Source organism: Cryobacterium sp. PH31-AA6 (genome assembly GCF_030063195.1).
Taxonomy (GTDB): Bacteria; Actinomycetota; Actinomycetes; order Actinomycetales; family Microbacteriaceae; genus Cryobacterium.
The window spans coordinates 187,661-210,579 of the sequence record NZ_JASISS010000003.1 but is presented as its reverse complement, the minus strand read 5'-3'; the positions used below and the strand labels follow the sequence as shown (position 1 = coordinate 210,579).

Annotated in this window: 21 protein-coding genes and 1 tRNA gene; 15 read left to right on the top strand and 7 right to left on the bottom strand. The window is 68.3% G+C overall.

Annotated features, from left to right (window positions below; translation table 11 throughout):
- A partial coding sequence (locus tag QMG61_RS04355; RefSeq protein ID WP_283493103.1) for an FAD-dependent oxidoreductase occupies positions 1-744 on the top strand: 744 nt, incomplete at its 5' end.
- Between the two features lie 205 nt (positions 745-949).
- Here the strand turns inward: QMG61_RS04355 and QMG61_RS04350 are convergent.
- The 3 genes from QMG61_RS04350 to QMG61_RS04340 form a co-directional block, all read right to left on the bottom strand.
- Positions 950-1,951: a YeiH family protein gene (locus tag QMG61_RS04350; protein ID WP_283493172.1), complete on the bottom strand. Its 1,002-nt coding sequence runs from the start codon at positions 1,949-1,951 to the stop codon at positions 950-952.
- Between the two features lie 152 nt (positions 1,952-2,103).
- Positions 2,104-3,204 (bottom strand): fatty acid desaturase family protein, encoded by a 1,101-nt coding sequence (locus QMG61_RS04345; RefSeq protein WP_283493102.1) that lies wholly within the window; start codon positions 3,202-3,204, stop codon positions 2,104-2,106.
- A 203-nt stretch (positions 3,205-3,407) separates the two neighbouring features.
- Positions 3,408-4,997: a dolichyl-phosphate-mannose--protein mannosyltransferase gene (locus QMG61_RS04340; protein WP_283493101.1), complete on the bottom strand. Its 1,590-nt coding sequence runs from the start codon at positions 4,995-4,997 to the stop codon at positions 3,408-3,410.
- 39 nt (positions 4,998-5,036) lie between these two features.
- On the opposite strand from QMG61_RS04340, the gene rsmI reads away from it, so the two are divergent.
- The 11 genes from rsmI (at position 5,037) to QMG61_RS04285 (ending at position 17,444) form a co-directional block, all read left to right on the top strand.
- Entirely contained in the window at positions 5,037-5,903 is an 867-nt protein-coding gene (gene rsmI / locus QMG61_RS04335) for a 16S rRNA (cytidine(1402)-2'-O)-methyltransferase (protein WP_283493100.1), read from the top strand.
- Positions 5,904-5,994: 91 nt separating this feature from the next.
- A complete protein-coding gene (metG, locus tag QMG61_RS04330) occupies positions 5,995-7,557 on the top strand; it encodes a methionine--tRNA ligase (RefSeq protein ID WP_283493099.1) in 1,563 nt (520 codons plus the stop codon).
- An 85-nt stretch (positions 7,558-7,642) separates the two neighbouring features.
- Positions 7,643-8,581 carry a TatD family hydrolase gene (locus QMG61_RS04325; protein WP_283493171.1) on the top strand — a complete coding sequence of 313 codons (939 nt, stop codon included), beginning with the start codon at positions 7,643-7,645 and terminating at the stop codon, positions 8,579-8,581.
- A 404-nt stretch (positions 8,582-8,985) separates the two neighbouring features.
- A complete protein-coding gene (gene rsmA / locus QMG61_RS04320; RefSeq protein WP_283493170.1) occupies positions 8,986-9,783 on the top strand; it encodes a 16S rRNA (adenine(1518)-N(6)/adenine(1519)-N(6))-dimethyltransferase RsmA in 798 nt (265 codons plus the stop codon).
- Positions 9,784-9,846: 63 nt separating this feature from the next.
- Complete coding sequence (locus QMG61_RS04315; RefSeq protein WP_283493098.1) at positions 9,847-10,062, top strand: hypothetical protein; 216 nt, start codon at positions 9,847-9,849, stop codon at positions 10,060-10,062.
- The gene (locus QMG61_RS04310) at positions 10,059-10,994 is read left to right on the top strand and encodes a 4-(cytidine 5'-diphospho)-2-C-methyl-D-erythritol kinase (protein ID WP_283493097.1); all 936 of its coding nucleotides are present in this window, start codon (positions 10,059-10,061) and stop codon (positions 10,992-10,994) included. The genes QMG61_RS04315 and QMG61_RS04310 overlap by 4 nt, the downstream gene beginning before the upstream one ends.
- A 190-nt stretch (positions 10,995-11,184) precedes the next feature.
- Positions 11,185-12,990: an ABC-F family ATP-binding cassette domain-containing protein gene (locus tag QMG61_RS04305; RefSeq protein WP_283493096.1), complete on the top strand. Its 1,806-nt coding sequence runs from the start codon at positions 11,185-11,187 to the stop codon at positions 12,988-12,990.
- Positions 12,991-13,170: 180 nt separating this feature from the next.
- Positions 13,171-14,064 carry a MetQ/NlpA family ABC transporter substrate-binding protein gene (locus QMG61_RS04300; protein ID WP_283493095.1) on the top strand — a complete coding sequence of 298 codons (894 nt, stop codon included), beginning with the start codon at positions 13,171-13,173 and terminating at the stop codon, positions 14,062-14,064.
- Positions 14,065-14,147: 83 nt separating this feature from the next.
- Positions 14,148-15,215, top strand: coding sequence for a methionine ABC transporter ATP-binding protein (locus QMG61_RS04295; RefSeq protein WP_283493094.1), 1,068 nt, complete (start codon positions 14,148-14,150; stop codon positions 15,213-15,215).
- Complete coding sequence (locus tag QMG61_RS04290; RefSeq protein WP_283493093.1) at positions 15,215-15,874, top strand: methionine ABC transporter permease; 660 nt, start codon at positions 15,215-15,217, stop codon at positions 15,872-15,874. The genes QMG61_RS04295 and QMG61_RS04290 overlap by 1 nt, the downstream gene beginning before the upstream one ends.
- Before the next feature lie 52 nt (positions 15,875-15,926).
- Positions 15,927-17,444: a CYTH and CHAD domain-containing protein gene (locus QMG61_RS04285; protein WP_283493092.1), complete on the top strand. Its 1,518-nt coding sequence runs from the start codon at positions 15,927-15,929 to the stop codon at positions 17,442-17,444.
- Here the strand turns inward: QMG61_RS04285 and QMG61_RS04280 are convergent, their stop codons facing one another.
- Positions 17,445-17,939: a MarR family winged helix-turn-helix transcriptional regulator gene (locus QMG61_RS04280; protein ID WP_283493091.1), complete on the bottom strand. Its 495-nt coding sequence runs from the start codon at positions 17,937-17,939 to the stop codon at positions 17,445-17,447.
- Positions 17,940-18,040: 101 nt separating this feature from the next.
- Between QMG61_RS04280 and QMG61_RS04275 the strand changes: the two genes are divergently transcribed.
- From QMG61_RS04275 to QMG61_RS04265, 3 genes are all read left to right on the top strand, one after another.
- Positions 18,041-18,112 (top strand) — tRNA-Gln (locus QMG61_RS04275).
- Positions 18,113-18,184: 72 nt separating this feature from the next.
- Positions 18,185-19,609, top strand: coding sequence for a bifunctional UDP-N-acetylglucosamine diphosphorylase/glucosamine-1-phosphate N-acetyltransferase GlmU (gene glmU, locus QMG61_RS04270; RefSeq protein ID WP_283493090.1), 1,425 nt, complete (start codon positions 18,185-18,187; stop codon positions 19,607-19,609).
- The gene (locus tag QMG61_RS04265; protein ID WP_283493089.1) at positions 19,610-20,587 is read left to right on the top strand and encodes a ribose-phosphate diphosphokinase; all 978 of its coding nucleotides are present in this window, start codon (positions 19,610-19,612) and stop codon (positions 20,585-20,587) included. It abuts the gene before it with no gap.
- A gap of 43 nt (positions 20,588-20,630) precedes the next feature.
- Here QMG61_RS04265 and QMG61_RS04260 read toward each other — a convergent pair whose 3' ends face one another.
- The 3 genes from QMG61_RS04260 to gnd form a co-directional block, all read right to left on the bottom strand.
- A complete protein-coding gene (locus QMG61_RS04260; RefSeq protein WP_283493088.1) occupies positions 20,631-20,930 on the bottom strand; it encodes a DUF1905 domain-containing protein in 300 nt (99 codons plus the stop codon).
- Positions 20,931-20,956: 26 nt separating this feature from the next.
- Positions 20,957-21,322, bottom strand: coding sequence for a hypothetical protein (locus tag QMG61_RS04255; protein ID WP_283493087.1), 366 nt, complete (start codon positions 21,320-21,322; stop codon positions 20,957-20,959).
- A 142-nt stretch (positions 21,323-21,464) separates the two neighbouring features.
- The gene (gene gnd, locus QMG61_RS04250) at positions 21,465-22,868 is read right to left on the bottom strand and encodes an NADP-dependent phosphogluconate dehydrogenase (RefSeq protein WP_502847004.1); all 1,404 of its coding nucleotides are present in this window, start codon (positions 22,866-22,868) and stop codon (positions 21,465-21,467) included.
- Positions 22,869-22,919: the final 51 nt, after the last annotated feature.

Below are 22,919 nucleotides of genomic sequence, written 5' to 3'. Positions count from 1 at the left end.
CTGGGCGCTCACCGCGGCGTCCGCGTTCCGGCGGCCGCCGCCGGCGCGGTGATCAGGCACGGCACGCGGGCCCTGCGTCTCTTGGTGCTCGGGGACGACCGGGTGCGCGTGGTCACCGAATCCGACACGATCGAGGCCCGCCGTGCCGTCGTGACCGTCGGCGCCTGGACGAGCTCGCTGCTGTCGGGTGTCATCCCGGTGCCGCGGCTCCGCGTCACCCAGGAACAGCCGGCGCACTTCGCGCTCCGTGACCCGTCTGCGGATGCCGCTCTCGCCGCCGGCACCGACTGGCCCGGGTTCAACCACGCCTTCGACCCGGCCGATCCGCGCTACGGCTACTGGTACTCACCGATCTACGGCATGTACACGCCCGGCCAGGGCGTCAAGGCGGGCTGGCACGGGGTGGGCGCGATCACCGACCCCGATGCGCGCAGCTTCCTGCCGGAACCGGTACAACTCGCGGCCCTGCAACGGTACGTGCGGGAGTGGCTCCCCGGCGCCGATCCCGATGCCTGCGAACCGGTCAGCTGCACCTACACGACCACGGCCGACGAGGACTTCGTGCTCGACCGGGTCGGCCCGGTGTCCGTCGGCGCCGGATTCAGCGGGCACGGATTCAAATTCACGCCGGCGGTCGGCCGGATCCTCGCCGACCTGGCCACGGACGCCGCCGCCGCCCCGCCCCTGTTCGCCCTGAACCGTGGGCCGAACCCCGCGGCGGGCGGCTGGCTCGCCCGGCGGTAGGGTGCGCATCCGGCGCCGACTCGCCGACTCGCCGACTCGCCGACTCGCCGACTCGCCGACTCGCCGACTCGCCGCGACCGCGCCCGTATCCGCGGCCCGCGACCGCGGGCGCGGGCGCGCCCTGCGGAAAGCGGCGCGGCCTGACCCGATAGGGGTAGCGCAGCGCGCCGGCCGGGCGGCCGGGCCGGTGGAGGGGATGGCGGGGTCAGCCGAGCTGCACGGCGCCGAACGCCAGCGCCGCAATCAGGGTCCAGGAGAGCAGGCCCACGGAGAGGGCCCGGCTGCCGGTGCGCACAATCGTGCCCAGATTGACCGCCGCACCGAGGCCGAACAGGGCGGTCGCGAGCAGGTAGGTTTGCAGGGTGTCCGCCCCGGTGAGCAGCGCGTCCGGGAGCGGCACGAATGTGCGCAGCAGCACCGCGGCGAGGAAACCGGCCACGAACAGGGGCAGGATCGGCGGGCGGGCGGTCGGCAGATCCGTCGCCGGGCCGCGCGCGTCACGACGCCGCTCGCGGACCGCGACGGTCGCCACGATCGGGGCGAGCATCAGCACCCGGGTCAGCTTCACGACGACCGCCACCGCCAGCGCACCCGACCCGGCAACCTGGGCGGTCGCGACGACCTGCCCCACGTCGTGCACGCCGGCCCCGACCCAGTGCCCGAACTGCAGATCGGTCAGGCCGAGCGGATGCCAGAGCAGCGGCAGCACGGCGATGGCCAGCGTGCCGCAGAGCGTGACCAGGGCGATCGGGGTCGCCGTTTCCTCATCCTTCGCCTTGACCACACCGCTCATCGCGCCGATCGCGGAGGCACCGCAGATGGAGAACCCGGTCGCGATCAACAGCGGCTGGTTCCCCGGCAAGCCGAACCTGCGGCCGAGCCACAGGGTGCCGACGAAGGTGAGCAGCACGATCCCGACGGTGGTCACGATCGTCAGCCAACCGAGTCCGAGAATGTCGATCAGGCTGAGCTTGAGCCCGAGCAGCACGATGCCGAGCCGCATGATCCGGGTGGCGGCGACGGAGAGGCCCGGGGCGAGGATGCCGGCCAGGGCCCGGCGCAGAAACGGGAGCTGCCCGGCGATGATGCCGAGCACCACCGCGACCGTAAGCAGCGGAAACGCGGGCTGTGCGGCGTGGATGAGCCCGGACAGGAGGGCGGCGCCGACCGCGACGAGCACACCGGGCAGCCACATTTCTCCGAGCATACGCGGTCGCGGGCTCAGGCCGGATGCCGGGAACCCGGCATGTCCCACCCCGAATCGTCCAGGCATCTGCGCCGAGATGTGAGAAAGGCCGCCTTTTCGAAAGAAAAAGCGGCCTTTTCTCACGGTTCGGCGGGGAGCCGAACCGGTGCGGGTTACCGGTGGTGGAAGCGGGCAACCATCGGGCAGTCGAAGGGGTCCCTGGCGGCGAGGCCCACCTTGTTCAGGTATTCGATCACGATGCCGTAGGACTGGAACAGGCCCGTCTCGGTGTAGAGGATGTTGTGCGACTGGCAGTATTCCTTGGTGATCTCCTGCGCCTTGCGCAGGTGCGGGCGAGCCATGTTCGGGAACAGGTGGTGCTCGACCTGGTAGTTCAGTCCGCCCATGAAGGTGTCCATGAACGTGCCGCCACGGATGTTGCGCGAGGTGAGCACCTGGCGACGGAGGAAGTCGACCTTGCTCTCGTGCGGGAGCTGGGGCATGCCCTTGTGGTTGGGCGCGAACGACGCGCCCATGTAGACGCCGAAGACGGCGAGCTGCACGCCGATGAAGGCGAAGGCCATGCCAAGCGGCAGGAAGTAGAAGATCACGGCGACGTAGAGCAGGATGCGGGTGGACAGCATGGTGATTTCGAGCCAGCGCTTGTCGACCTTGCCGCGACCGAAAACGGTCTTGAAGCCCTGCACGTGCAGGTTGAACCCTTCGGCCATCAGCAGTGGGAAGAACAGGTAGCCCTGCTTGCGCGTGACGAAGGAACCGAGCCAGCTGACCTTCGCGGCGTCTTCCTCGCGGAACACGATGAAGTCGGGGTCGATGTCAGGGTCCTTGCCGATCACGTTCGGGTTGGCGTGGTGGCGGCTGTGCTTGTTCATCCACCAGGCGTAGCTGATGCCGACGAAGAGGTTGGCGAGGATCCGGCCGGCACGGTCGTTGGCGGGGCCCGACTGGAAGACCTGGCGGTGCGACGCCTCGTGGGCGAGGAACGCGAACTGGGTGAGCAGGATGCCCAGCACGGCGGCGATGATCAGCTGGTACCAGCTGTCGCCGAGCAGTACGAAGCCGGTTGCGGCGGCTCCGGTCGCGAGCACGAGCATGGAGAAGACGAACCAGTAGAACCCGGTCGCGCGCTTCAAGAGACCCAGGTTGCGCACTGTGTGCAGCAGGGCTGAGTACTCGGTCGTTGGATTCTTCGAGTCGCCACCCGGGCGGGTCTTGACGATGCGCACCGTGGGTGCGACGGTTGCTTCCGACATGAGGCCTTTGTTTGGTATCTGGACTTCTCAGTCGATAGTGGAGCAGTCACTCGTAAAACAGATGACGTCAGTCTATGGGCGGGACCCGTCCCGGTGGGGTGTTTTCACACGTGTTTCCCAGTCGCTATATGCCATCTGAGGCATATCTAAGGGGTTTCGATGCGGCTTTCGGAACGTCAATTCCGCCACATTCTCGAGTCGATTCAGCGCCAACCGGGTAGCCAGATGTGCACCTGCCAGAACAGGAACGACGTCTGCATCCCGGTCCAGAGCGGGTAGAAGAATGCGCTCACCAGCACGGCGACGACCAGATAGGCCAGGACGACTCGGATGCGGGTGCGCCGGTCGGTTGCCGCATCCGCCGCCCGGTCCTCCGCGTCGAGCTCGTCCGGTCCGACCGAACCGGACCTGCCGGGTGAGCCACTCAGCCCGGGCACGACCCCGAGGAAGATTCCGATCGTAAGAGTGAGACCCAGCAGCAGGTACGGCTCGAACGCGATCGTGTAGAACTGGAATACCGTGCGCCCGAGGTACATCAGCCAGGGCAGGTAGCCGGCCACCATGCCCATCAGGATCAGGCCAACCTGCCACTCCCGGTAGCGGGTTACCCGGTAGACGAGGTAGAGGATCGCGGCCGTCGCGGCCCACCAGATCACGGGGTTGGCGATCCCGGTGATGGCCGAGGCACAGGTGGTGACGTCGCAGCCGTTCTCGCCCAGGGATGAGCCCTGGTAATACATGCTCGTCGGGCGGGTCATGAACAGCCAGGTCAGCGGGTTGGCCTGGTACGGATGCGGTGTCGCCAGTCCCACGTGATAGGTGTACGCGGCCACCTGGTAGTGCCAGAAGTTCTGTACGGGGTCGGGCACCCAGGCCAGTGCGCCGGTCCAGGCCGCGCCGGGGGAGGACGCCCAGTTGCGGTAGTAGCCGCCGGCGGTGACGAACCACCCAGTCCAGGACAGCAGGAAGGTGGCGACCGCGACGGGCACGAGCAGCAGGAAGGTGGCCGGCGCCTGCTTGAGCACCGCGGCACTCCACCAGAACGGGATGCCGGCCCGACGGCGGGCGAGCGCGTCCACCACCACGAGGTAGATGCCGAACGCGGCCAGGAAGTACACTCCCGACCACTTGACGCTGCCGGCCAGGCCGAAGGCGAGTCCGGCGGCGAGCAGCCACGGGCGCCACCAGAGAGTCGGGCCCCAGCCTGGCTCGAGGCCGGACCGGCGGCGCCGGGCCAGCCCGGCGTTGAGGCGGGCGGAGTGCCAGTCCCGGTCCAGGAGTACGGCGCCGAAACCGAGCAGGGCGAAGAACATGACCGAGTTGTCGAGCAGCGCGACTCGCGACATCACGATCGCGTTGCCGTCGATGGCGAACAGGAAGCCCGCCAGGACGGCGAGCACCGTGGACCCGAGCAGTTTCTTTGCGATCAGCATGAGGAGAACGACGGCGAGTACGCCGATCACGGCGGTCACGATCCGCCAGCCCCAACTGCTCTCCGGCCCGAACGCGGCCATCCCGAGTGCAATCAGCCACTTGCCGAGCGGTGGATGCACGACGAAGGCCGGGTCCGCGGTGAAAATCGCCGTGTCTCCGGCCGCGAACAGTGCATCGGCGCCGGCCGGCCAGGTCGACTCGTAGCCGTTGCTGAAGAGCGTCCAGGCATCCTTCACATAGAAGGTCTCATCGAAGACCAGCGAATGCGGGCTGCCCAGGTTCCAGAGGCGCAGAATCGCGGCGAGCACGGTCACTGCGAGGGGGCCGGCCCAGGAAAACCAGCGGCTATTGAGGAGCACCTGACCATCGTAGTGAGCCGTGGCTGCGAGACTGGGAGCATGATCATCCTGGCTGCCACCCCGATCGGAAACCTCGGAGACGTCTCCCGGCGGCTCGTCGAGGCCCTCACGACCGCGACCGTCATCGCCGCGGAGGACACCCGGGTCACCGTTCACCTGCTCAAGGCCCTCGGCATCGACAATCGACCGAAGCTGATCAGCCTGCACGATCACAACGAGCGCGGCAAGGCCGCGGAGCTGGCCGAACTCGCCCGCGACACGGATGTACTCGTGCTCAGTGACGCCGGGATGCCCACCGTCTCCGACCCCGGCTTCCACCTCGTCGACGCAGCCGTCGCGGCCGGTGTGGTCGTGTCTGCGCTGCCCGGCCCGTCGGCCGTGCTCACCGCGCTCGCCGTGTCCGGGCTGCCGACGGACCGGTTCACCTTCGAGGGATTCCTCCCGCGCAAGCACGGCGACCGGGTCACGGCGCTGCGCGAGGTGGCGGCCGAGCGGCGCACCATGGTCTTCTTCGAATCACCCAACCGGCTGGTGGCATCCCTGACCGACCTCGGAGCCGTGCTCGGTGCAGATCGCCGCGTCGTGGTCTGCCGCGAGCTGACCAAGTTCTACGAGGAGGTCAAGCGGGGCACCGCGGCCGAACTGGCCGAGTGGGCCGCGGCGGGGGTCAAGGGCGAGATCTGCATCGTCGTGGCCGGCGCCGAGGCGCGCGTGCTTGACCTCCCGACCGGTGTCGCCGAAGTGCTCGCACTGGTCGCGGCCGGATCCCGGCTGAAGGAGGCCGCCGCGGATGTCTCCGCCGCATCCGGCCTGAGTAAGCGCGACCTCTACGAGGCGGCGCTACAGCAGAAATCCGGCGTTCCCGCTCGGGACAAGCCGGATTTCTCGGACCTCCCGCTGGGCTGAGCCGGCGCCCGTGGCCGCACCCGCGGCAGGAAAATTGGCGGGCGCCGTAACGGGACGGGCGTCATCCGTTGCTCCTAATAGGATGGAGGGCATGTCCGACGGCTCATCTTTCTACATCACCACGCCAATTTTCTATGTGAATGATGTCCCCCACATCGGGCACGCCTACACCGAAGTGGCCGCTGACGTGCTCGCGCGTTGGCACCGGCAGGCCGGGGACGACGCCTGGCTGCTCACCGGAACGGACGAACACGGGCAGAAGATTCTCCGCACCGCCACCGCCAACGGCGTCACGCCGAAGGAATGGGCCGACCGCCTGGTCGAGACCGCCTGGAAGCCTCTGCTGCAGATTGTTGACATCAAGAACGACGACTTCATCCGCACGACGGATGAGCGCCACGAGGTGAACGCGCAGAAGTTCCTGCAGCACCTCTACGACGCCGGCCACATCTACACGGGTGAGTACGAGGGCTTCTACTGTGTGGGCTGTGAGGAGTACAAGCAGCCGAGCGACCTGATCGACGGAACCGGCGAATTCGCCGGCCAGCAGGTCTGTGCCATCCACTCCATCCCCGTCGAGCTGCTGCACGAGAAGAACTACTTCTTCCGGATGAGCACCTTCGCCGACCAGCTCCTCGCGCTCTACGAGGAGAACCCCGACTTCGTCCAGCCTGCAGCCGCGCGCAACGAGGTCATCTCCTTCGTCAAGCAGGGCCTGAGCGACCTGTCCATCTCCCGGTCCAGCTTTGACTGGGGCATCAAGGTCCCGTGGGACGACAGCCACGTCGTCTACGTCTGGTTCGACGCGCTGCTCAACTACATCACCGCCGCCGGCTACGGCCACGACGATGAGAAGTTCAGCAGGCTCTGGCCCGCCACCCACATCGTGGGCAAGGACATCCTCCGCTTCCACGCCGTGATCTGGCCGGCCATGCTGCTCGCGGCCGGCATCGAGGTGCCCCGCCGGGTCTTCGGCCACGGCTGGCTCCTCGTCGGCGGCGAGAAGATGAGCAAGTCCAAGCTCACCGGTATCGCGCCGAGCCAGATCACCGACACCTTCGGCTCGGACGCGTTCCGGTACTACTTCATGCGCGCCATCAGCTTCGGCCAGGACGGTTCGTTCTCCTGGGAAGACCTGTCCGCCCGCTACCAGTCGGAGCTGGCCAACGGCTTCGGCAATCTCGCCTCCCGCGTGATCGCCATGGTCGTGCGCTACTGCGACGGTGAGATCCCGACCCCCACCGTATTCACCGAGGACGACGAGCTGATTCGCGCCACCGAGAAGAGGGCGACGGATGCCGCGGGCGACGCCATCTCCCGTCTCGCCATCCACGAGGCGATCGCCGCGATCTGGGAACTGGTCGACGAGCTCAACGGCTACATCACCAGCCAGGAACCGTGGGCCCTCGCCAAGGATCCCGCCGACCGGGCCCGGCTCGAGGCCGTGCTCTTCACCGCCGTGCGCGGGCTCGGTACGCTTGCGGTGCTGCTCTCGCCGGTCGTGCCTCAGGCCACCGCGAAGCTCTGGCAGGCCCTCGGCGGCACCGGAGAACTCACCGACCAGCGCATCGACCGGGCCTGGCAGTGGACCGGCGGCACGCACGTGTCCCCGCTCGAGGCCCTCTTTCCGCGTATCGAGGCGACGGTTGGCTGACAACCCGGTGACGGCCGCTGACCCGGCATCGGTGACCGACCCTGCATCGGTGACCGACCCTGCATCGGTGACCGACCCGGCATCGGTGACCGACCCGGTGCGCCGCCGGGAGCAGACGGCGGGCCGAGACCTGCGCTATCCGCCGTTGCCGGAGCCGCTGGTCGTCCCGATTTACGACAACCACACCCACCTGGAGATCGCCGACGGCGACGAGGGCCTGAGCGTGGCCGAACAACTCCACCGGGCTTCCAGCGTCGGTGTGCGCGGTGTCATCCAGGTCGGCGGCGACCTGGAGACCTCGCGCTGGTCGGCGCAGGCCGCCGCCGCCGAGCCGCGCATGCTCGCCGCCGTCGCCATCCACCCCAACGAGGCGCCGGGCTACGACGCGGCCGGAACCCTCGACGATGCCCTGGCCGAGATCTCCGCGCTGGCGGCGAGGCCCCGGGTCGTCGCCGTCGGCGAGACCGGCCTGGATTTCTTCCGCACCGGCCCCGACGGCCGATCAGCCCAGTTCCGGTCGTTCGAGGCGCACATCGAGATCGCGAAGCAGCACGGCCTGGCGCTGCAGATCCACGACCGCGACGCCCATGCCGAGGTGATCGAGACCCTTCTCCGCGTCGGTGCGCCCGAACGCACGGTCTTCCATTGTTTCTCCGGCGACGCCGAGATGGCCAGGATCTGCGCCGACAACGGCTGGTACCTCTCGTTCTCCGGCACGGTCACGTTCAAGAATTCCGACAATCTGCGCGCGGCCCTCGCCGCCGTACCTCGTCGGCTGCTTCTGGTCGAGACGGATGCCCCCTTCCTCACCCCCGCGCCCTTCCGAGGCCGCCCCAACGCCCCCTACCTTCTGCCGCACACGCTCCGAGCGATGGCCGACCACCTCGAAACGGACGTCAGCATGCTCGCAGCGCAGATCACCTCGAACACCGAGCTCGTCTACGGGCGGTGGGACGCCGAACCGGTGACCGCCCCCGACACCCTGTCCCCGGCCGACGCGAGCCACAGGGGAGGCATCGCGTGACCGGGCCGCGGCACGGCTACGCGCCGGGCGAGGAGCCCGTCGCGCCGACGCTCGACGCTCAGGCCGGGACCGCGGAGGCGGGCCTGCAGCGTGCCGGTGGACGGCACGCCGCTTCGACGGATCAGCCGGACGACGAGGCGGGGATCTCGACAGGCTCGATCACCGCGACAGGCTCGATCACCGCGACAGGCTCGATCACCGCGACAGGCTCGATCACCGCGACAGGCTCGATCACCGCCGAAGGGTCGGACTCCGCGACAGGGTCGGACTCCGCGACAGGCTCGATCACCGCCGAAGGGTCGGACTCCGCTGAGGGCTCGATCATCCAGGGGTCGGACTCCGAGGCGGCGGCCCCGGTCGCCCGCACGCTCCTCGGCCCGGCCGAGATCCGTGACCTCGCCGAGATGCTCGGGGTGAACCCGACCAAGAAGCTCGGCCAGAACTTCGTCATCGACGGCAACACCGTGCGCCGGATCGTCAAGGTGGCGGCCATCACCGCCGCCGACACCGTCGTGGAGGTAGGTCCCGGACTCGGTTCCCTCACCCTCGGACTGCTCGAGACCGGCGCGCGCGTCGTCGCCGTCGAGATCGACGAACGCCTGGCCGAGCAGCTGCCGCTGACCGTCGAGCTGATGCACGAGGGCGCGCCGCTCACCGTCATCCGCGCCGACGCACTCAAGATCACCGAGATCCCCGATGCGCCGACCAGGCTCGTCGCCAATCTGCCCTACAACGTCTCCGTGCCGGTACTGCTGCACCTGCTCGAGCACTTCGCGTCGATCCGGGCCGGCGTGGTCATGGTGCAGGCCGAGGTCGGCGAGCGCCTCGCCGCCCCACCCGGCTCGAAGGTCTACGGCAGCCCGAGTGTCAAGGCGGCCTGGTACGGGCGGTTCCGCACCGCCGGGAAGGTGAGCCGCCAGGTGTTCTGGCCGGTGCCCAACGTGGACTCGATCCTGATCGCCTTCGAACGTCGCGCGCTGCCGCTGGAGAGTGAGGAACTGCGGCTGGCCACATTCGCCCTCGTTGACGGCGCCTTCCAGCAGCGCCGCAAGATGTTGCGGCAATCCCTGTCCACCGTGCTCGGCGACTCGACAACCGCGTCGACGATCCTGACCGAGGCCGGCATCGACCCCACCGAGCGCGGCGAGCAGCTCACGGTCGACGACTTCCTCGCAATCGCTCGCGCCTGGCGCGCCAGGTAGCGGTCGTAGCCCGCCCGCCGCGGGACGCTTCACCGAGCGCCCCGGGCGCGCTAGCATCGCTCCGTGTCCAGCAATCCCGATTCCCGCCACACCTCGCCGGGCGACAAGACTGCGCCGGGCGATGACGAGTTTGCCGAAGCGTCCCTGAATCCGGTATCCAGCAGCAGCGCGGGCATCGGCGATGCGGCCGTGCACGTCCGGGGCAACGGCCGGGGCAACCTCTTGGGCAACGGCCGGAGCACGGAGCGCCGGTGCGGCTGGGCTAGGTTAGTCACATGACCAACGCGGCCGCATCAACAGTGGTGCACGCGAGGGCACCTGGCAAGATCAATGTCTTCCTCAAGGTCGGTGCCGTGCTCGAAGACGGCTACCACGAGGTGGCAACCGCCTACCAGGCGGTCTCACTCTATGAAGACGTGCGCGCCTACCCGGCCGACGATTTCTCGGTCGAGTTCAGCGGGTCGATTGACACGTCCGGTCTGGCCGTCGACGGTAGCAACCTCGCGATCAAGGCCGCACGGGCGCTGGCCCGCAAGACGGGTTTCCGCGGCGGTGTGCGCCTGACCGTCGAGAAGAACGTACCCATCGCCGGCGGCATGGGTGGCGGCTCAGCGGATGCCGCGGCCACCCTCCTCGCCTGCGACGCCTTGTGGGGAACCGAGGCGAGCCGGGACGACCTGCTCTCCATCGCGGCCACCCTCGGCGCCGACGTTCCCTTCGCCTTTACCGGCGGAACCGCCATCGGCACCGGCCGCGGTGACCGACTCAGCCCGGCCCTGGCCAAGGGTCAGTTCCATTGGGTGCTCGCACTCGCCGAGTTCGGCATGTCCACCCCCGCCGTCTACGACGAGCTCGACCGGCATCGGGAACGGCACGCCCAGGACATCTTTCCGGCGCAGCTCCAGCCCACAGTGGACGCCAACGTGCTTCAGGCCCTCCGCGCCGGCGACCCGGCGATGCTCGCCGAATCCCTGCACAACGACCTCCAGGCGCCCGCGCTGCACCTGGCTCCCGGGCTGGCCAAGGTGCTCGAGCTCGGCGAAGCGAACGGGGCGCTCGCGGGCATCCTCTCCGGTTCCGGTCCGACCGTGGCTTTCCTGGTTCGGGACTCGGACAGCGCCCTCGAGCTGCAGGTCGCGCTGAGCGCCTCCCGGCTTCACGTGGTGCGTGCAACCGGTCCGGTTCACGGCGCCCGCATCATCCACGACTAGGACGTCGGCGCGGTCGGTCCGCGGGGACCGGGACCGACAGGGGTCGAGGGGCCCGGTGGTCAGCCTGGCCGGTGGTGGCGGGGTCTCGACTGGGTCTCGACGGGGTCTCGACGGGCTCGACCACCGGTGGTGGCGGGGTCTCGACGGGCGCGCGCGGGGCTCACAGCCACGCCAGCTAAAGTGGAAAGCTATGGCACATTTGCTCGGGGCCGAGTCCCTGCACCTTGAATTTCCCACCCGCGTCATCTTCGACAGCGTCACCGCCGGTCTCAACGAAGGCGACCGGATCGGCGTCGTCGGCCGTAACGGCGACGGCAAGTCCACCCTCATGCGCCTGCTGGCGGGCCGGATGGAGCCCGACTCCGGCCGGGTCACCCGGCGTCGCGGCGTCACGATCGGCATGCTCGACCAGGCCGACGACCTCGCATCCGGCCAGACGGTCGGCCACACCATCGTCGGCGGAATCGACGAGCACGTCTGGGCGGGCGACGCCAAGGTGCGCGACGTCATCGCCGGACTCGTGCGCGACATTCCCTGGGACGCCCTCGTCGACGACCTCTCCGGCGGGCAGCGCCGGCGCGTGGCCCTGGCCGCGGTGCTGATCGGCGACCATGACGTCATCTTCCTCGATGAGCCCACCAACCACCTGGATGTCGAAGGCATCTCCTGGCTGGCAGGCCACCTCAAGACCCGCTGGGCGACCAACTCCGGCGGTCTCGTGGTCGTCACTCACGACCGGTGGTTCCTCGATGAGGTCTGCAACATGACCTGGGAGGTTCACGACCGCCTGATCGAACCGTTCGAGGGCGGCTACGCGGCCTACATCCTCCAGCGCGTCGAACGCGACCGGATGAGCGCCGCCTCCGAGTCCAAGCGGCAGAACCTGATGAAGAAGGAACTGGCCTGGCTCCGCCGCGGAGCCCCTGCCCGCACCGCGAAGCCCAAGTTCCGCATCGACGCCGCCAACGAACTGATCGAGAACGAGCCGCCGCCCCGCGACACCGTCTCGATGCAGTCGATGGCGATGCAGCGCCTCGGCAAGGATGTCGTCGACCTGATCGACATCACGGTCAAGTTCGGCGAGAAGACCGTGCTCAACGACATCACCTGGCGGATCGCGCCGGGAGAGCGCACCGGCATCATGGGCGTCAACGGCGCGGGCAAGTCCACCCTCCTCAACCTCGTCGCCGGCACGCTGCAGCCGACCGCCGGCACGGTCAAGCGTGGCAAGACGATCAAGGTCGCCGTGCTCACCCAGCAGCTCTTCGAACTGGATGACATTCAGAACGACCGGGTCAGCGAGGTCATCGGCCGTCAGAAGACGAGCTACATCGCCGGTGGCAAGGAAATCACCCCCGGCCAGATGCTCGAGCGGATGGGCTTCATGAGTGCCCAGCTGACCACCCAGGTCAAGGACCTGTCCGGTGGCCAGAAGCGCCGTCTGCAGCTGTTGCTGATCGTGCTCGACGAGCCGAACGTTCTCATCCTCGACGAGCCCACGAACGACCTGGACACCGACATGCTCGCGGCCATGGAGGACCTGCTCGACTCCTTCCCCGGCACCCTGCTCGTCGTCTCGCACGACCGGTACCTGATCGAGCGCGTCACCGACAATCAGTACGCCGTCACCGAAGGCGCCTTCCGGCACCTGCCCGGCGGCGTCGACCAGTACCTGGAGATGCGCAAGCGCCAGGTCAGCGGCAACGACAAGCCCGCCGCCGCGAACGCGGCGAACACCTCGGGCGGCAAGGCGAGCCGCAAGCTCGCCATCGGCGGGGCCGACCTGCGCAACGCCCAGAAGGAACTCGCCTCGATCGACCGCAAGGTCGCCAAGCAGAACGCCCGGATCGCGGCCCTGCACGAGAGCCTCGCCACGCACGACCAGTCGGACTACGACGGCCTCGGCGCGCTCGGCACGGAACTGAGCGGACTGGAGAGCTCCATCGCCGGCTTCGAGACCCGTTGGATCGAACTCTCTGAGCTGATCGAGGGCTGAGTCGCAGATGCTGTTACCGCGTGTGTCGTCACGGCCCACGCGGTGCAGCATCTGTCGATAGCCTTGAACTGTGCCTCGCAATGCAGCGGCACAGACTCCCACCCCTCGTTCCACGTGGTTTCCCTGTGCCCAAATTTGCTCCGGCACCCACGTCGACCACAGCACTAAGGGGAACCCATCGTGAACAAGAAACTTCTGGCCGCCCTCGCGGTCATTCCGCTCGTGGCACTGCTCGCCGGCTGCTCCGGTGGCTCGGCGGATGGCGCCGCAGCATCCGGCAGTGACAAGACAGTGAAGATCGGCGTCGTCGGGGCCAGCGACCCCTACTGGGACGTGTACACCAAGGCCGCTGCCGCGGAAGGGATCTCGGTCGAGATCGTGGACTTCGCGGTCTTCGAGCAGCCCAACCCGGCGCTCTCTGCGGGTGAGCTCGACCTCAACCAGTTCCAGCACATCGTCTACCTGGCCGACTACAACGTGGCGAGCAAGAGCGACCTCGTGCCGATCGGCGCTACCGCGATCTACCCGCTCGGCCTCTATTCGACCACGTACGACAAGGTCAGCGAGATCAAGAAGGGCGACACCATCGCCGTTCCGAACGACGCGAGCAATCTCGCCCGTGCGCTGCTCGTGCTGCAGTCGGCGAAGCTGGTGACGCTGAAGGACGGCGGAACCATCTTCTCCACCCTCGACGACATCGACACCGGCAAGTCCAAGGTCACCGTCACGGCCCTCGAGGCGTCGCTCACCGCGACGTCGCTGCCCGACGTCGCCGGTGCCATCATCAACAACGACTTCGTCGAGAAGGCCGGCCTCAAGTTCAGTGACGCGCTGGCCCAGGATGACCCGGCCGACCCGAACGCGCTTCCGTACGTGAACATCTTCGCGGCCCGCGCCGAGGACAAGGACAACGCCACCTACCAGAAGCTCGTCAGCATCTACCAGACCACGAAGGCCGTGCAGGATGGCGTGCTCGCGGTCTCGGGCGGCTCGGCCGAGCTGGTTCAGACCCCGGTGGCCGACCTCGTTTCCTCGCTCGCCAAGGTCGAGAAAGACACCGCGGCTCACAAGTAACGCCGTTCCGGCCCAGGTGCCCGTTCCGCGGGCGCCCGGGCCGCGAGCCGCGCCGACACCGCACCAGCCAGTTAGGACGCACCATGCCTGCCCCCAGCCCCGTCGTTGAACTCCGTGACGTGAGCAAGGTCTACCAACCGACGACCAGGGGCGGCGCCGAGGTCGTCGCGATCGACGGGGTCAGCCTCACGGTCGACGCCGGCGACGTCTACGGCATCATCGGATACTCCGGTGCGGGCAAGAGCACCCTGGTGCGCCTCATCAACGCACTGGAGCGCTCCACCAGTGGGGAGATCCTCGTCAACGGGCAGGACATCGCCCGGCTGCCCGAGCGCGAGCTGCGGCCGGTACGCCTCGGTATCGGGATGATCTTCCAGCAGTTCAATCTGCTCGGTTCCCGCACCGTGGCAGCGAACGTCGGTTACCCGCTCGAGGTCGCCCGGCTGCCCAGGGACCGGCGCCGGGCCCGCGTCGCGGAGATGCTCGACTTCGTCGGCCTCAGCGACAAGGCCCGCGCCTATCCCGACCAGCTCTCCGGCGGCCAGAAGCAACGGGTGGGTATCGCCAGGGCCCTCGCGACCCAACCGGGCATCCTGCTCGCCGACGAGGCCACCAGCGCGCTCGACCCGGAGACGACGCACGAGGTGCTCGACCTGCTCGGCCGGGTCAACAAGGAGTTCGGGGTCACCATCATCGTCATCACCCACGAGATGGATGTCATCCAGACCCTGGCCACCAAGGTCGCCGTGATGGACCAGGGTCGGGTGATCGAACGCGGCGACGTGTTCGACGTCTTCTCGAACCCGCAACAGCCGGCATCCGCCCGTTTCGTCTCCACCGTGGTCAAGGGGCTCCCGTCCGCCGGCGAGCTCGCGGTGCTGCGCGACCGGCACCCCGGACGAATCGTCACCCTCGCGTTCCGGGACAGCAGCGTCGACCAGGCCAGGGTGTTCGGCGAATTCGCCGCCGCCGGCATCACCTTCGAGGTCGTCTACGGCGGGATCAACGAGATTCAGGGGCGCTCGTTCGGACATCTCACCCTCGCCCTGACTCCCGGCCCGAACGCGGGCAGCGCCGGCGAGGCGGACGCGGTCGTCGACGCGGCCCTCGACCGGGTCAGAACCCTCACCACCGTGACGGAGGTGCGCTGATGGATTCCCTGCTCGCCCTGATGCCCGAATTCTGGAAGGCCGCGGGGGAAACCCTCTACATCGTCGGCTTCACGCTTTTCTTCGGCGGCCTCGGTGGTCTGCTCGTCGGCCTGGGGCTCTACCTGAGCCGGGCCGGCAGCATCCTCGCGAACAGGCCCGTGTTCCTGGTGCTCAACCTGTTCGTGAACATCGTGCGCCCGATCCCGTTCATCATCTTCCTCGCGGCGGCGCAGCCCCTGGCCCGGATGGTCGTGGGCACCGGTATCGGAAACAACGCGATCATTTTCACCATCTCGCTCGCGGCCTCCTTCGCGATGGGGCGGATCGTCGAGCAGAACCTGCTCACGGTGACGCCGGGCGTGATCGAGGCCGCCCGCAGTGTGGGGGCCGGACCGCTTCGGATCATCTTCACGGTGCTGTTGCCCGAGGCGCTCGGACCGCTCATCCTCGGCTACACATTCATCTTCGTCGCCCTCGTCGACATGTCCGCGGTCGCCGGGTACGTCGGCGGCGGCGGCCTCGGAAACTTCGCCCTGCAGTACGGCTACCGCCAGTTCAACCCCGTCGTCACCTGGGCGGCCGTGCTCCTGATCATCGTGCTCGTGCAACTCGTACAGTTCCTCGGCAACTGGCTGGCCCGGAAGGCATTGCGCCGGTGAATCCACGCGGGTCCCGCCGGGAGGCGCCGACCCTGCGGAAGTAGACTGGACCATGACTTCCGAGGGCTTTGCCGAGATCGAGCGCAAATTCGACGTGAATCCGACGACGCCGTTGCCGCCGTTGCACGACCTGCCGGGCGTCACGCACGTCGACCCGCCGGTCGAACATCACCTGGACGCGCTCTACTTCGACACCGCAGACCTCACACTCGCCGGCCGCCGGATCACGCTGCGCCGGCGCACCGGTGGTGACGACGACGGCTGGCACCTCAAGCTCCCCGTCGCGGTCGACGAACGCCGCGAAATGCGCGAGCCCGTCGGGGACGACCCCGACGTGATCCCCGAAGAAATCCTCGGCCTCGTGCGGGTCTACCTGCGCGGCCGGCCGTTGATGCCCGTCGTACGGCTCCACACCCTGCGGGTCGTTCACCACCTCGTCGGCCGCGACGACGCGGTACTCGCCGAGGTCTGCGACGATTCCGTGGAGTCCGAGCGGTTCGGGGCCGAACCGTTGAACCAGGACTGGCGCGAATGGGAGATCGAACTCGTCGACGGGTCCCGCGCCCTGCTCGACGCGGCCCAGGAGAGACTGTCCAGCGTCGGGGTCGAACCGGCCGCGAGCCCGTCCAAGCTCGCTCGAGCCCTGGGTGACCGTGCGCCTGTCCCCGCCGCGGAACCGGCCCAGGCCGGACCGCGCAGCTCGGCCGGGGACGTACTGCTCGCCTACCTGCGGGCCCAGGTCGACGTTGTCACGGCAGAGGACCCGCTCGTACGAGAAGGTGACGAGGAGGCGGTGCACCGGATGCGCGTCGCAACCCGGCGGCTGCGTTCGGCCCTCTCCACCTACGCTCCGCTGCTCGACGCGGGAGTCACCGAGCAGTTGCGCGTCGAGCTGCGCTGGATCGCGGGAGTGCTCGGCGGCGCCCGGGACGCCCAGGTGATGCGCCGGCGCCTCACCCACCGGCTGGACCTCGAGCCGGTTGGGCTTGCCGCCGGAGCGGTCGCCCCGCGGATCGACGAGCACTTCTCGACCGTGGTGCGCATCGGCCAGGCGGACACCCGCTCCGCCCTCGACTCCGACCGCTATTTTCGGCTCCTCGACGCCATCGACGAGCTCGTGGCCTCGCCGCCCCTGTACCGCACGGCCGACAAGGCCGCGCGCAAGGTCATTCCCGGCCTGGTCGGCGCCGATTGGAAGCAGCTGCGCCAGGCGGTGCGCGCGGCCCGCCGCACGGCGGTGGGCGCCGATCGCGACGCAGCCCTGCACGAGGTGCGCAAACGCGCCAAGCAGCTGCGCTACGCGGCCGAGACGGCAGCCCCGCTCCGGCGCAAGCGGGCCGTGCGGCTCGTTGCCGCCGCGCGTCAGGTGCAGGAGATCCTGGGTGATCACCACGACAGTGTCGTCGCCCGCGGTGAACTCCTCCGCCTGGGCATGAAGGCGTTCCTGTTCAACGAGAACTCCTTCACCTACGGGCGGATGCATGCCGTCGAGGAGTCCGGTGCGGCCGGTACCGAGGCGCGGTTCGTCGAGGCATGGAAGGACTTCCCCTCCGGCTCGATCGACGAGTAATCAGTCGAAGTCGAGGCTGAGCTTGCGCAGCAGCCCGGCGAGACGGTCCTGATCATTCGCCGAGAGGGTCGCGAGCAACTCCGCCTCCGCGTCGACCAGGCGGGTGATCGCGGCATCCACCCGGCTGAGCCCACCCGGTGTCATCCCCACGAAAATGCCGCGCCCGTCGTTGGGGTCGGTGCGCCGGGTGACCAGGCCCCGTTCGACCAGACGGTCGATCCGGTTGGTCATCGTGCCGCTGGACACGAGGGTCTGCTGCAACAGCGCCTTCGGGCTCAGCTCGTAGGGTGAACCTGCCCGACGCAGGGCCGAGAGCACGTCGAACTCCCAGGAATCCAGTTCAGACCGGGAAAACGCGGTGCGCCTGGCCCGGTCCAGATGTTTGGAAAGCCGACCGACCCGAGACAGAACCTGCAGCGGCGCGAAGTCGAGGTCGGGGCGTTCGCGCAGCCAGGCGTCTACAATCCGGTCGACTTCGTCATGTGCGGGCATCATCCCATTATCGGGCCTCCGAGCCGCCGCCCATCGCTGCCTGCACGCCGCGCACGATACTTCTGGCAGACTTGTCACCGTTGGTCGGCCCCGGGTCGGCGAATTCCGCCGTGGTGTAATGGCAGCACGACAGCCTTTGGAGCTGTTAGGTCTAGGTTCGAGTCCTGGCGGCGGAGCGCTGGTTGCAGACCAGTGGCGCCCCCTCCGGTCTTCCCGGCCGGCAACACGAACAGCAAAGAGGAAACCACGTGACCGATTCCCGACTCGCTATTGTCGTGCTGGCCGCCGGCCAGGGCACCCGAATGAAGTCCAGCACGCCGAAGCTGCTGCACAAGCTCGCCGGGCTGCCCATCCTCAGCCATGTGCTCGCCACCTCCCACGCCCTGGGCGCCGCCCACGTGGTCACGGTCGTGCGGTACGAGCGCGACCTGGTCGCCGCCGTGGTCGCCGAAGACCTGCCGGAGAGCCTGATCGTCGATCAGGACGAGATCCCCGGCACCGGCCGGGCGGTCGAACTGGCCGTTGCGGCCCTCCCCGCGGACTTCGAGGGCGACGTGCTCGTGGTGTCCGGCGATGTGCCGCTGCTCAACTCGGCCACGCTGGCCAGTTTTGTCGCCGCGCACCGTGAGCGCGACGTGTCCGCCACGGTGCTCTCGTCCTTCCCGGAGGACTCCACCGGCTACGGTCGCATCGTGCGCTCCGAGTCGGGTGGATTCGACCGCATCGTCGAGCAGAAGGATGCGTCCGCCGAGGAACGCAAGATCGCCGAGACCAACGCGGGCGTCTACGCCTTCCGCGTCACTGAACTCCGCGAGCAGCTCACGCACATCACCACCGAGAACGTGCAGGGTGAAAAGTATCTGACCGACGTGATCGGCCTGCTCCGCGGCGCCGGTTCTGCCGTGCGTGCCGTGCCGGTAGCGGATGCCTGGCTCGTCGCCGGGATCAACGACCGCGCCCAGCTGAGCGAGACAGCGCGTCAGCTCAACGGTTTCATCGTGAACGGCTGGCAGCTGGCCGGCGTCACCGTGCAGGACCCCGCCACCACCTGGATCGACCTCAAGGCGCAGCTCGCGCCGGACGTGACGATCCTGCCCGGCACCCAGATCCTCGGCGCGACGGTGATCGAGACCGGCGCCGTGGTCGGCCCGGACACCACCCTCCTCGATTGCGAGGTCGGCGAGAACGCCGTGGTCAAGCGCACCGACGCGACCCTCGCGGTAATCGGCGCCGGGGCATCCGTCGGCCCGTTCTCCTTCCTGCGACCGGGTACGGTCCTGGGCGCGGACGGCAAGATCGGGGCATTCGTAGAGACCAAGAACGCCACCATCGGCGCCGGCAGCAAGGTTCCGCACCTGAGCTATGTGGGCGACGCCACCGTCGGTGAGCAGTCCAACATCGGGGCGGGCACCATCTTCGCCAACTACGACGGCGTGAACAAGCACCGCAGCGAAATCGGGTCGCATGTGCGCACCGGGTCGCACAACGTGTTCGTCGCGCCGATTAGGATTGGGGACGGAGCATACACGGGAGCCGGCACAATCGTCCGCAAGGACGTGCCGGCCGGGGCTTTGTCCCTGAGCGTGGCTCCACAACGCAATATGGACGGCTGGGTAGAGACCAACCGGCCAGGAACCGACGCGGCGGTGGCCGCGGCAAAGAGCGGAGACTAGGTGTCTGGAATCAAGACCAGCGGCGAAAAGCGACTTGTATTGGTTTCGGGGCGAGCTCACCCGCAACTTGCGCTGGACATCGCCACGGAGCTTGGTACCGAACTCGTCCACACGGATGCTCGCACCTTCGCGAACGGTGAAATTTACGCTCGCTTCGATGAAAGTGTTCGGGGGAGCGACACCTTCGTCATCCAGTCGCACACGAATCCGATCAACGAATGGCTGATGGAACAGCTGATCATGGTCGACGCCCTCAAGCGAGCGTCCGCCAAGCGGATCACCGTGGTCGCGCCGTTCTACCCTTACGCCCGTCAGGACAAGAAGGGCCGCGGCCGCGAGCCGATCTCGGCCCGCCTCGTCGCCGACCTGTTCAAGGTCGCCGGCGCCGACCGCATCATGGCGGTCGACCTGCACGCCGCCCAGATTCAGGGCTTCTTCGACGGCCCCGTCGACCACCTCTTCGCCATGCCGGTGCTGCTCGAGCACTTCAAGGAAAAGCTCGACCCGACCACCCTCACGGTCGTCTCGCCCGACATGGGCCGCGTGCGCGTTGCCGACATCTGGAGTGACAAGCTCGGCGCCCCGCTGGCCATCATTCACAAGCGTCGCGACCCCCTCGTGCCCAACCGCGTCTCCGTGCACGAGATCGTCGGCCAGGTCGAGGGCCGGGTCTGCCTGATCGTCGATGACATGATCGACACCGGCCGCACGATCGTGCTCGCCGCCGAGGCGCTCCGCAAGGCCGGAGCGATCGGCGTCGTCGTCGCTGCGACCCACGCCGTGTTCAGCCACCCGGCACTCGAACTGCTGCAGAACCCGGCGATCTCCGAGGTCGTCGTCACCGACACCCTCCCGATCCCGATGGAGAAGCGGTTCCCCACGCTCACCGTGCTGCCGATCGCCCCGCTGCTGGCGCGCGCAATCCACGAGGTGTTCGACGAGGGTTCCGTCACGAGCATGTTCGAGGGCGCCGCGTAGGCCTCGCGCCCACCCGCGGTCCGGCCCGCGGTCACGTCTGACGCTAGAGCACCAGTCCCAGCGTGACCGTGACCGCGTCGCCGGCCGCCACGCCTTCGGCGAGCCGGATCGATTTCTTCACCGGCAGGAGGAATCCGCCCCGTGAACTGTCCGGAAAGACGGACGTGGACCACAGTGAGTCGCCGATGCAGGCGCTGACCTTGACCGAACCGAAGCCGTGTCGCAGTCCCTCCGTGAGGCCACGGATGTCTGCGGACTGGTCGGCGGGTACCGAGACAAACGTCCAGCCGGCCCTGCCGGGATACTCCCACAGCTTCGCGGTGAACGTGAGCGTCGGGCCCATCGGGGTCCTCCTCCTCTGGCCGAGCCCTACGCGGGAATACTGGTGGTCGGAGTCCGCGGCGCGGACGGGATGATGCCGAGCGGGATGACGTAGATCTCTCGTTCGTTGCGGTCAACCGCGTAACACTGCCAGCCGAACCCGCCTGGCCCGGACAGCTCGAAACGCGCATCGGATCCGGACGCGTACGGGTAGTAGTGCAGCACGGCCACCTGGCAGGTGCCCGTTGCCGTCGTCGTCGCTATCTGCACCGAGGTCAGGATGCCGGGCACGATCAGCGCCACGAGCCCCAGCACGACGGCAATGCGCATGATCGCAATGACGCGCCGACTGCGCAGGGGCCGATCGGCATCCTGCGGCTCGTAACCGGAGAGTTCGGGGTGTTCATCGCTCATCATCTGGCTCCCAGTATCGCAAATCGTGGGGTCATCCGCGCGGCGCGGGCCGGGCGCGGAAACGGCCGTGGCCGAGCCGGACGTTCGCGGCCGAGGGCTGCGTGCGTCCACCTCGGCCACGGCCGATGGTGTGCTGCCGAGACTAGTGAGATGAACCCTCGGTCTCGATCTCACTGCGGTCGCCGGACCACAGGGTGTGGAACGTACCTGGCATGTCGACGCGCTTGTAGGTGTGCGCGCCGAAGAAGTCACGCTGGCCCTGCACCAGGGCGGCCGGCAGGCGCTCGCTCGCGAGCGAGTCGAAGTAGCTCAGCGCGGAGGCGAACCCGGGAACCGGGATGCCGGACAGCGCCGCGGTCGAGACCACCCGGCGCCAGGCAGACTCGCCGTCGGCGACGGCCTTGGCGAAGTACGGGTCGACGAGCAGGGTCGGGATCGACGGGTCGTTCGCGTAGGCGTCGACGATCCGGTTGAGGAACTGGGCCCGGATGATGCAGCCGCCGCGCCAGATGGTGGCGATGGCGCCCTTGTCGATCTTCCAGCCGTACTTCTGGGCGCCGGCGATGATCGCGTCGAAGCCCTGGGCGTAGGCCACAACCTTGGACGCGTAGAGCGCCTGGCGTACGTCGTCCTGGAAGGTGTGACCGACCACGGCGATCTCCGGGCGGGCGCCCTGGGCCGCGCGGAGCGGCACGCGCTGCTCCGGGTGGCTGGACACGGCGCGGGCGAAGACCGCCTCGGCGATGCCGCCGACCGGAACGCCCAGGTCGAGGGCGTTCTGCACGGTCCAGACTCCGGTGCCCTTCGAGCCGGCCTCGTCGAGCACGACGTCGACGAACGGGAGACCGGTCGTCGCGTCGACCTGACGGAGCACCTCGGCGGTGATCTCGATCAGGTAGCTCTCGAGGTCGCCGGCGTTCCAGTCGGTGAACACGTCGGCGATGGCGGCGGGGGAGTGCCCGCCGACCTTGCGGAGCAGGTCGTACGCCTCGGCGATGAGCTGCATATCGGCGTATTCGATGCCGTTGTGGATCATCTTGACGAAGTGACCAGCGCCATCCGTGCCCACATGGGTGACACACGGCACACCGTCGACGACGGCCGCGATCGACTCGAGGATGGGGCCGAGGGTCTCATAGGCCTCGACGGAGCCGCCCGGCATGATGCTGGGGCCCTTGAGGGCGCCCTCCTCGCCGCCGGAGATGCCGGCGCCGACGAAGTTCACGCCGGTGGCGCGAACGGCCTTCTCCCGGCGGATGGTGTCCTGGAAATCGGCGTTGCCGCCGTCAACGATGATGTCGCCCGGCTCGAACAGGGCGGTCAGCTGGCTGATCACGGCATCCGTGCCCGTGCCGGCCTGGACCATGATGATCGCGGTGCGCGGCTTCTGGAGCGACGCGGCGAATTCCTCGATCGTCTCGGAGTCGACGAAGTTCGCCTCGGGGTGTTCACCGACGAGCAGGCGGGTGCGCTCGGGCGAGCGGTTGTACACCGCCACCGTGTTGCCCTCGCGGCTGGCGAGGTTGCGGGCCAGATTCGACCCCATCACCGCCAGTCCTACTACGCCTATGTTTGCCTGTGCTGCGCCGTTTTCGGC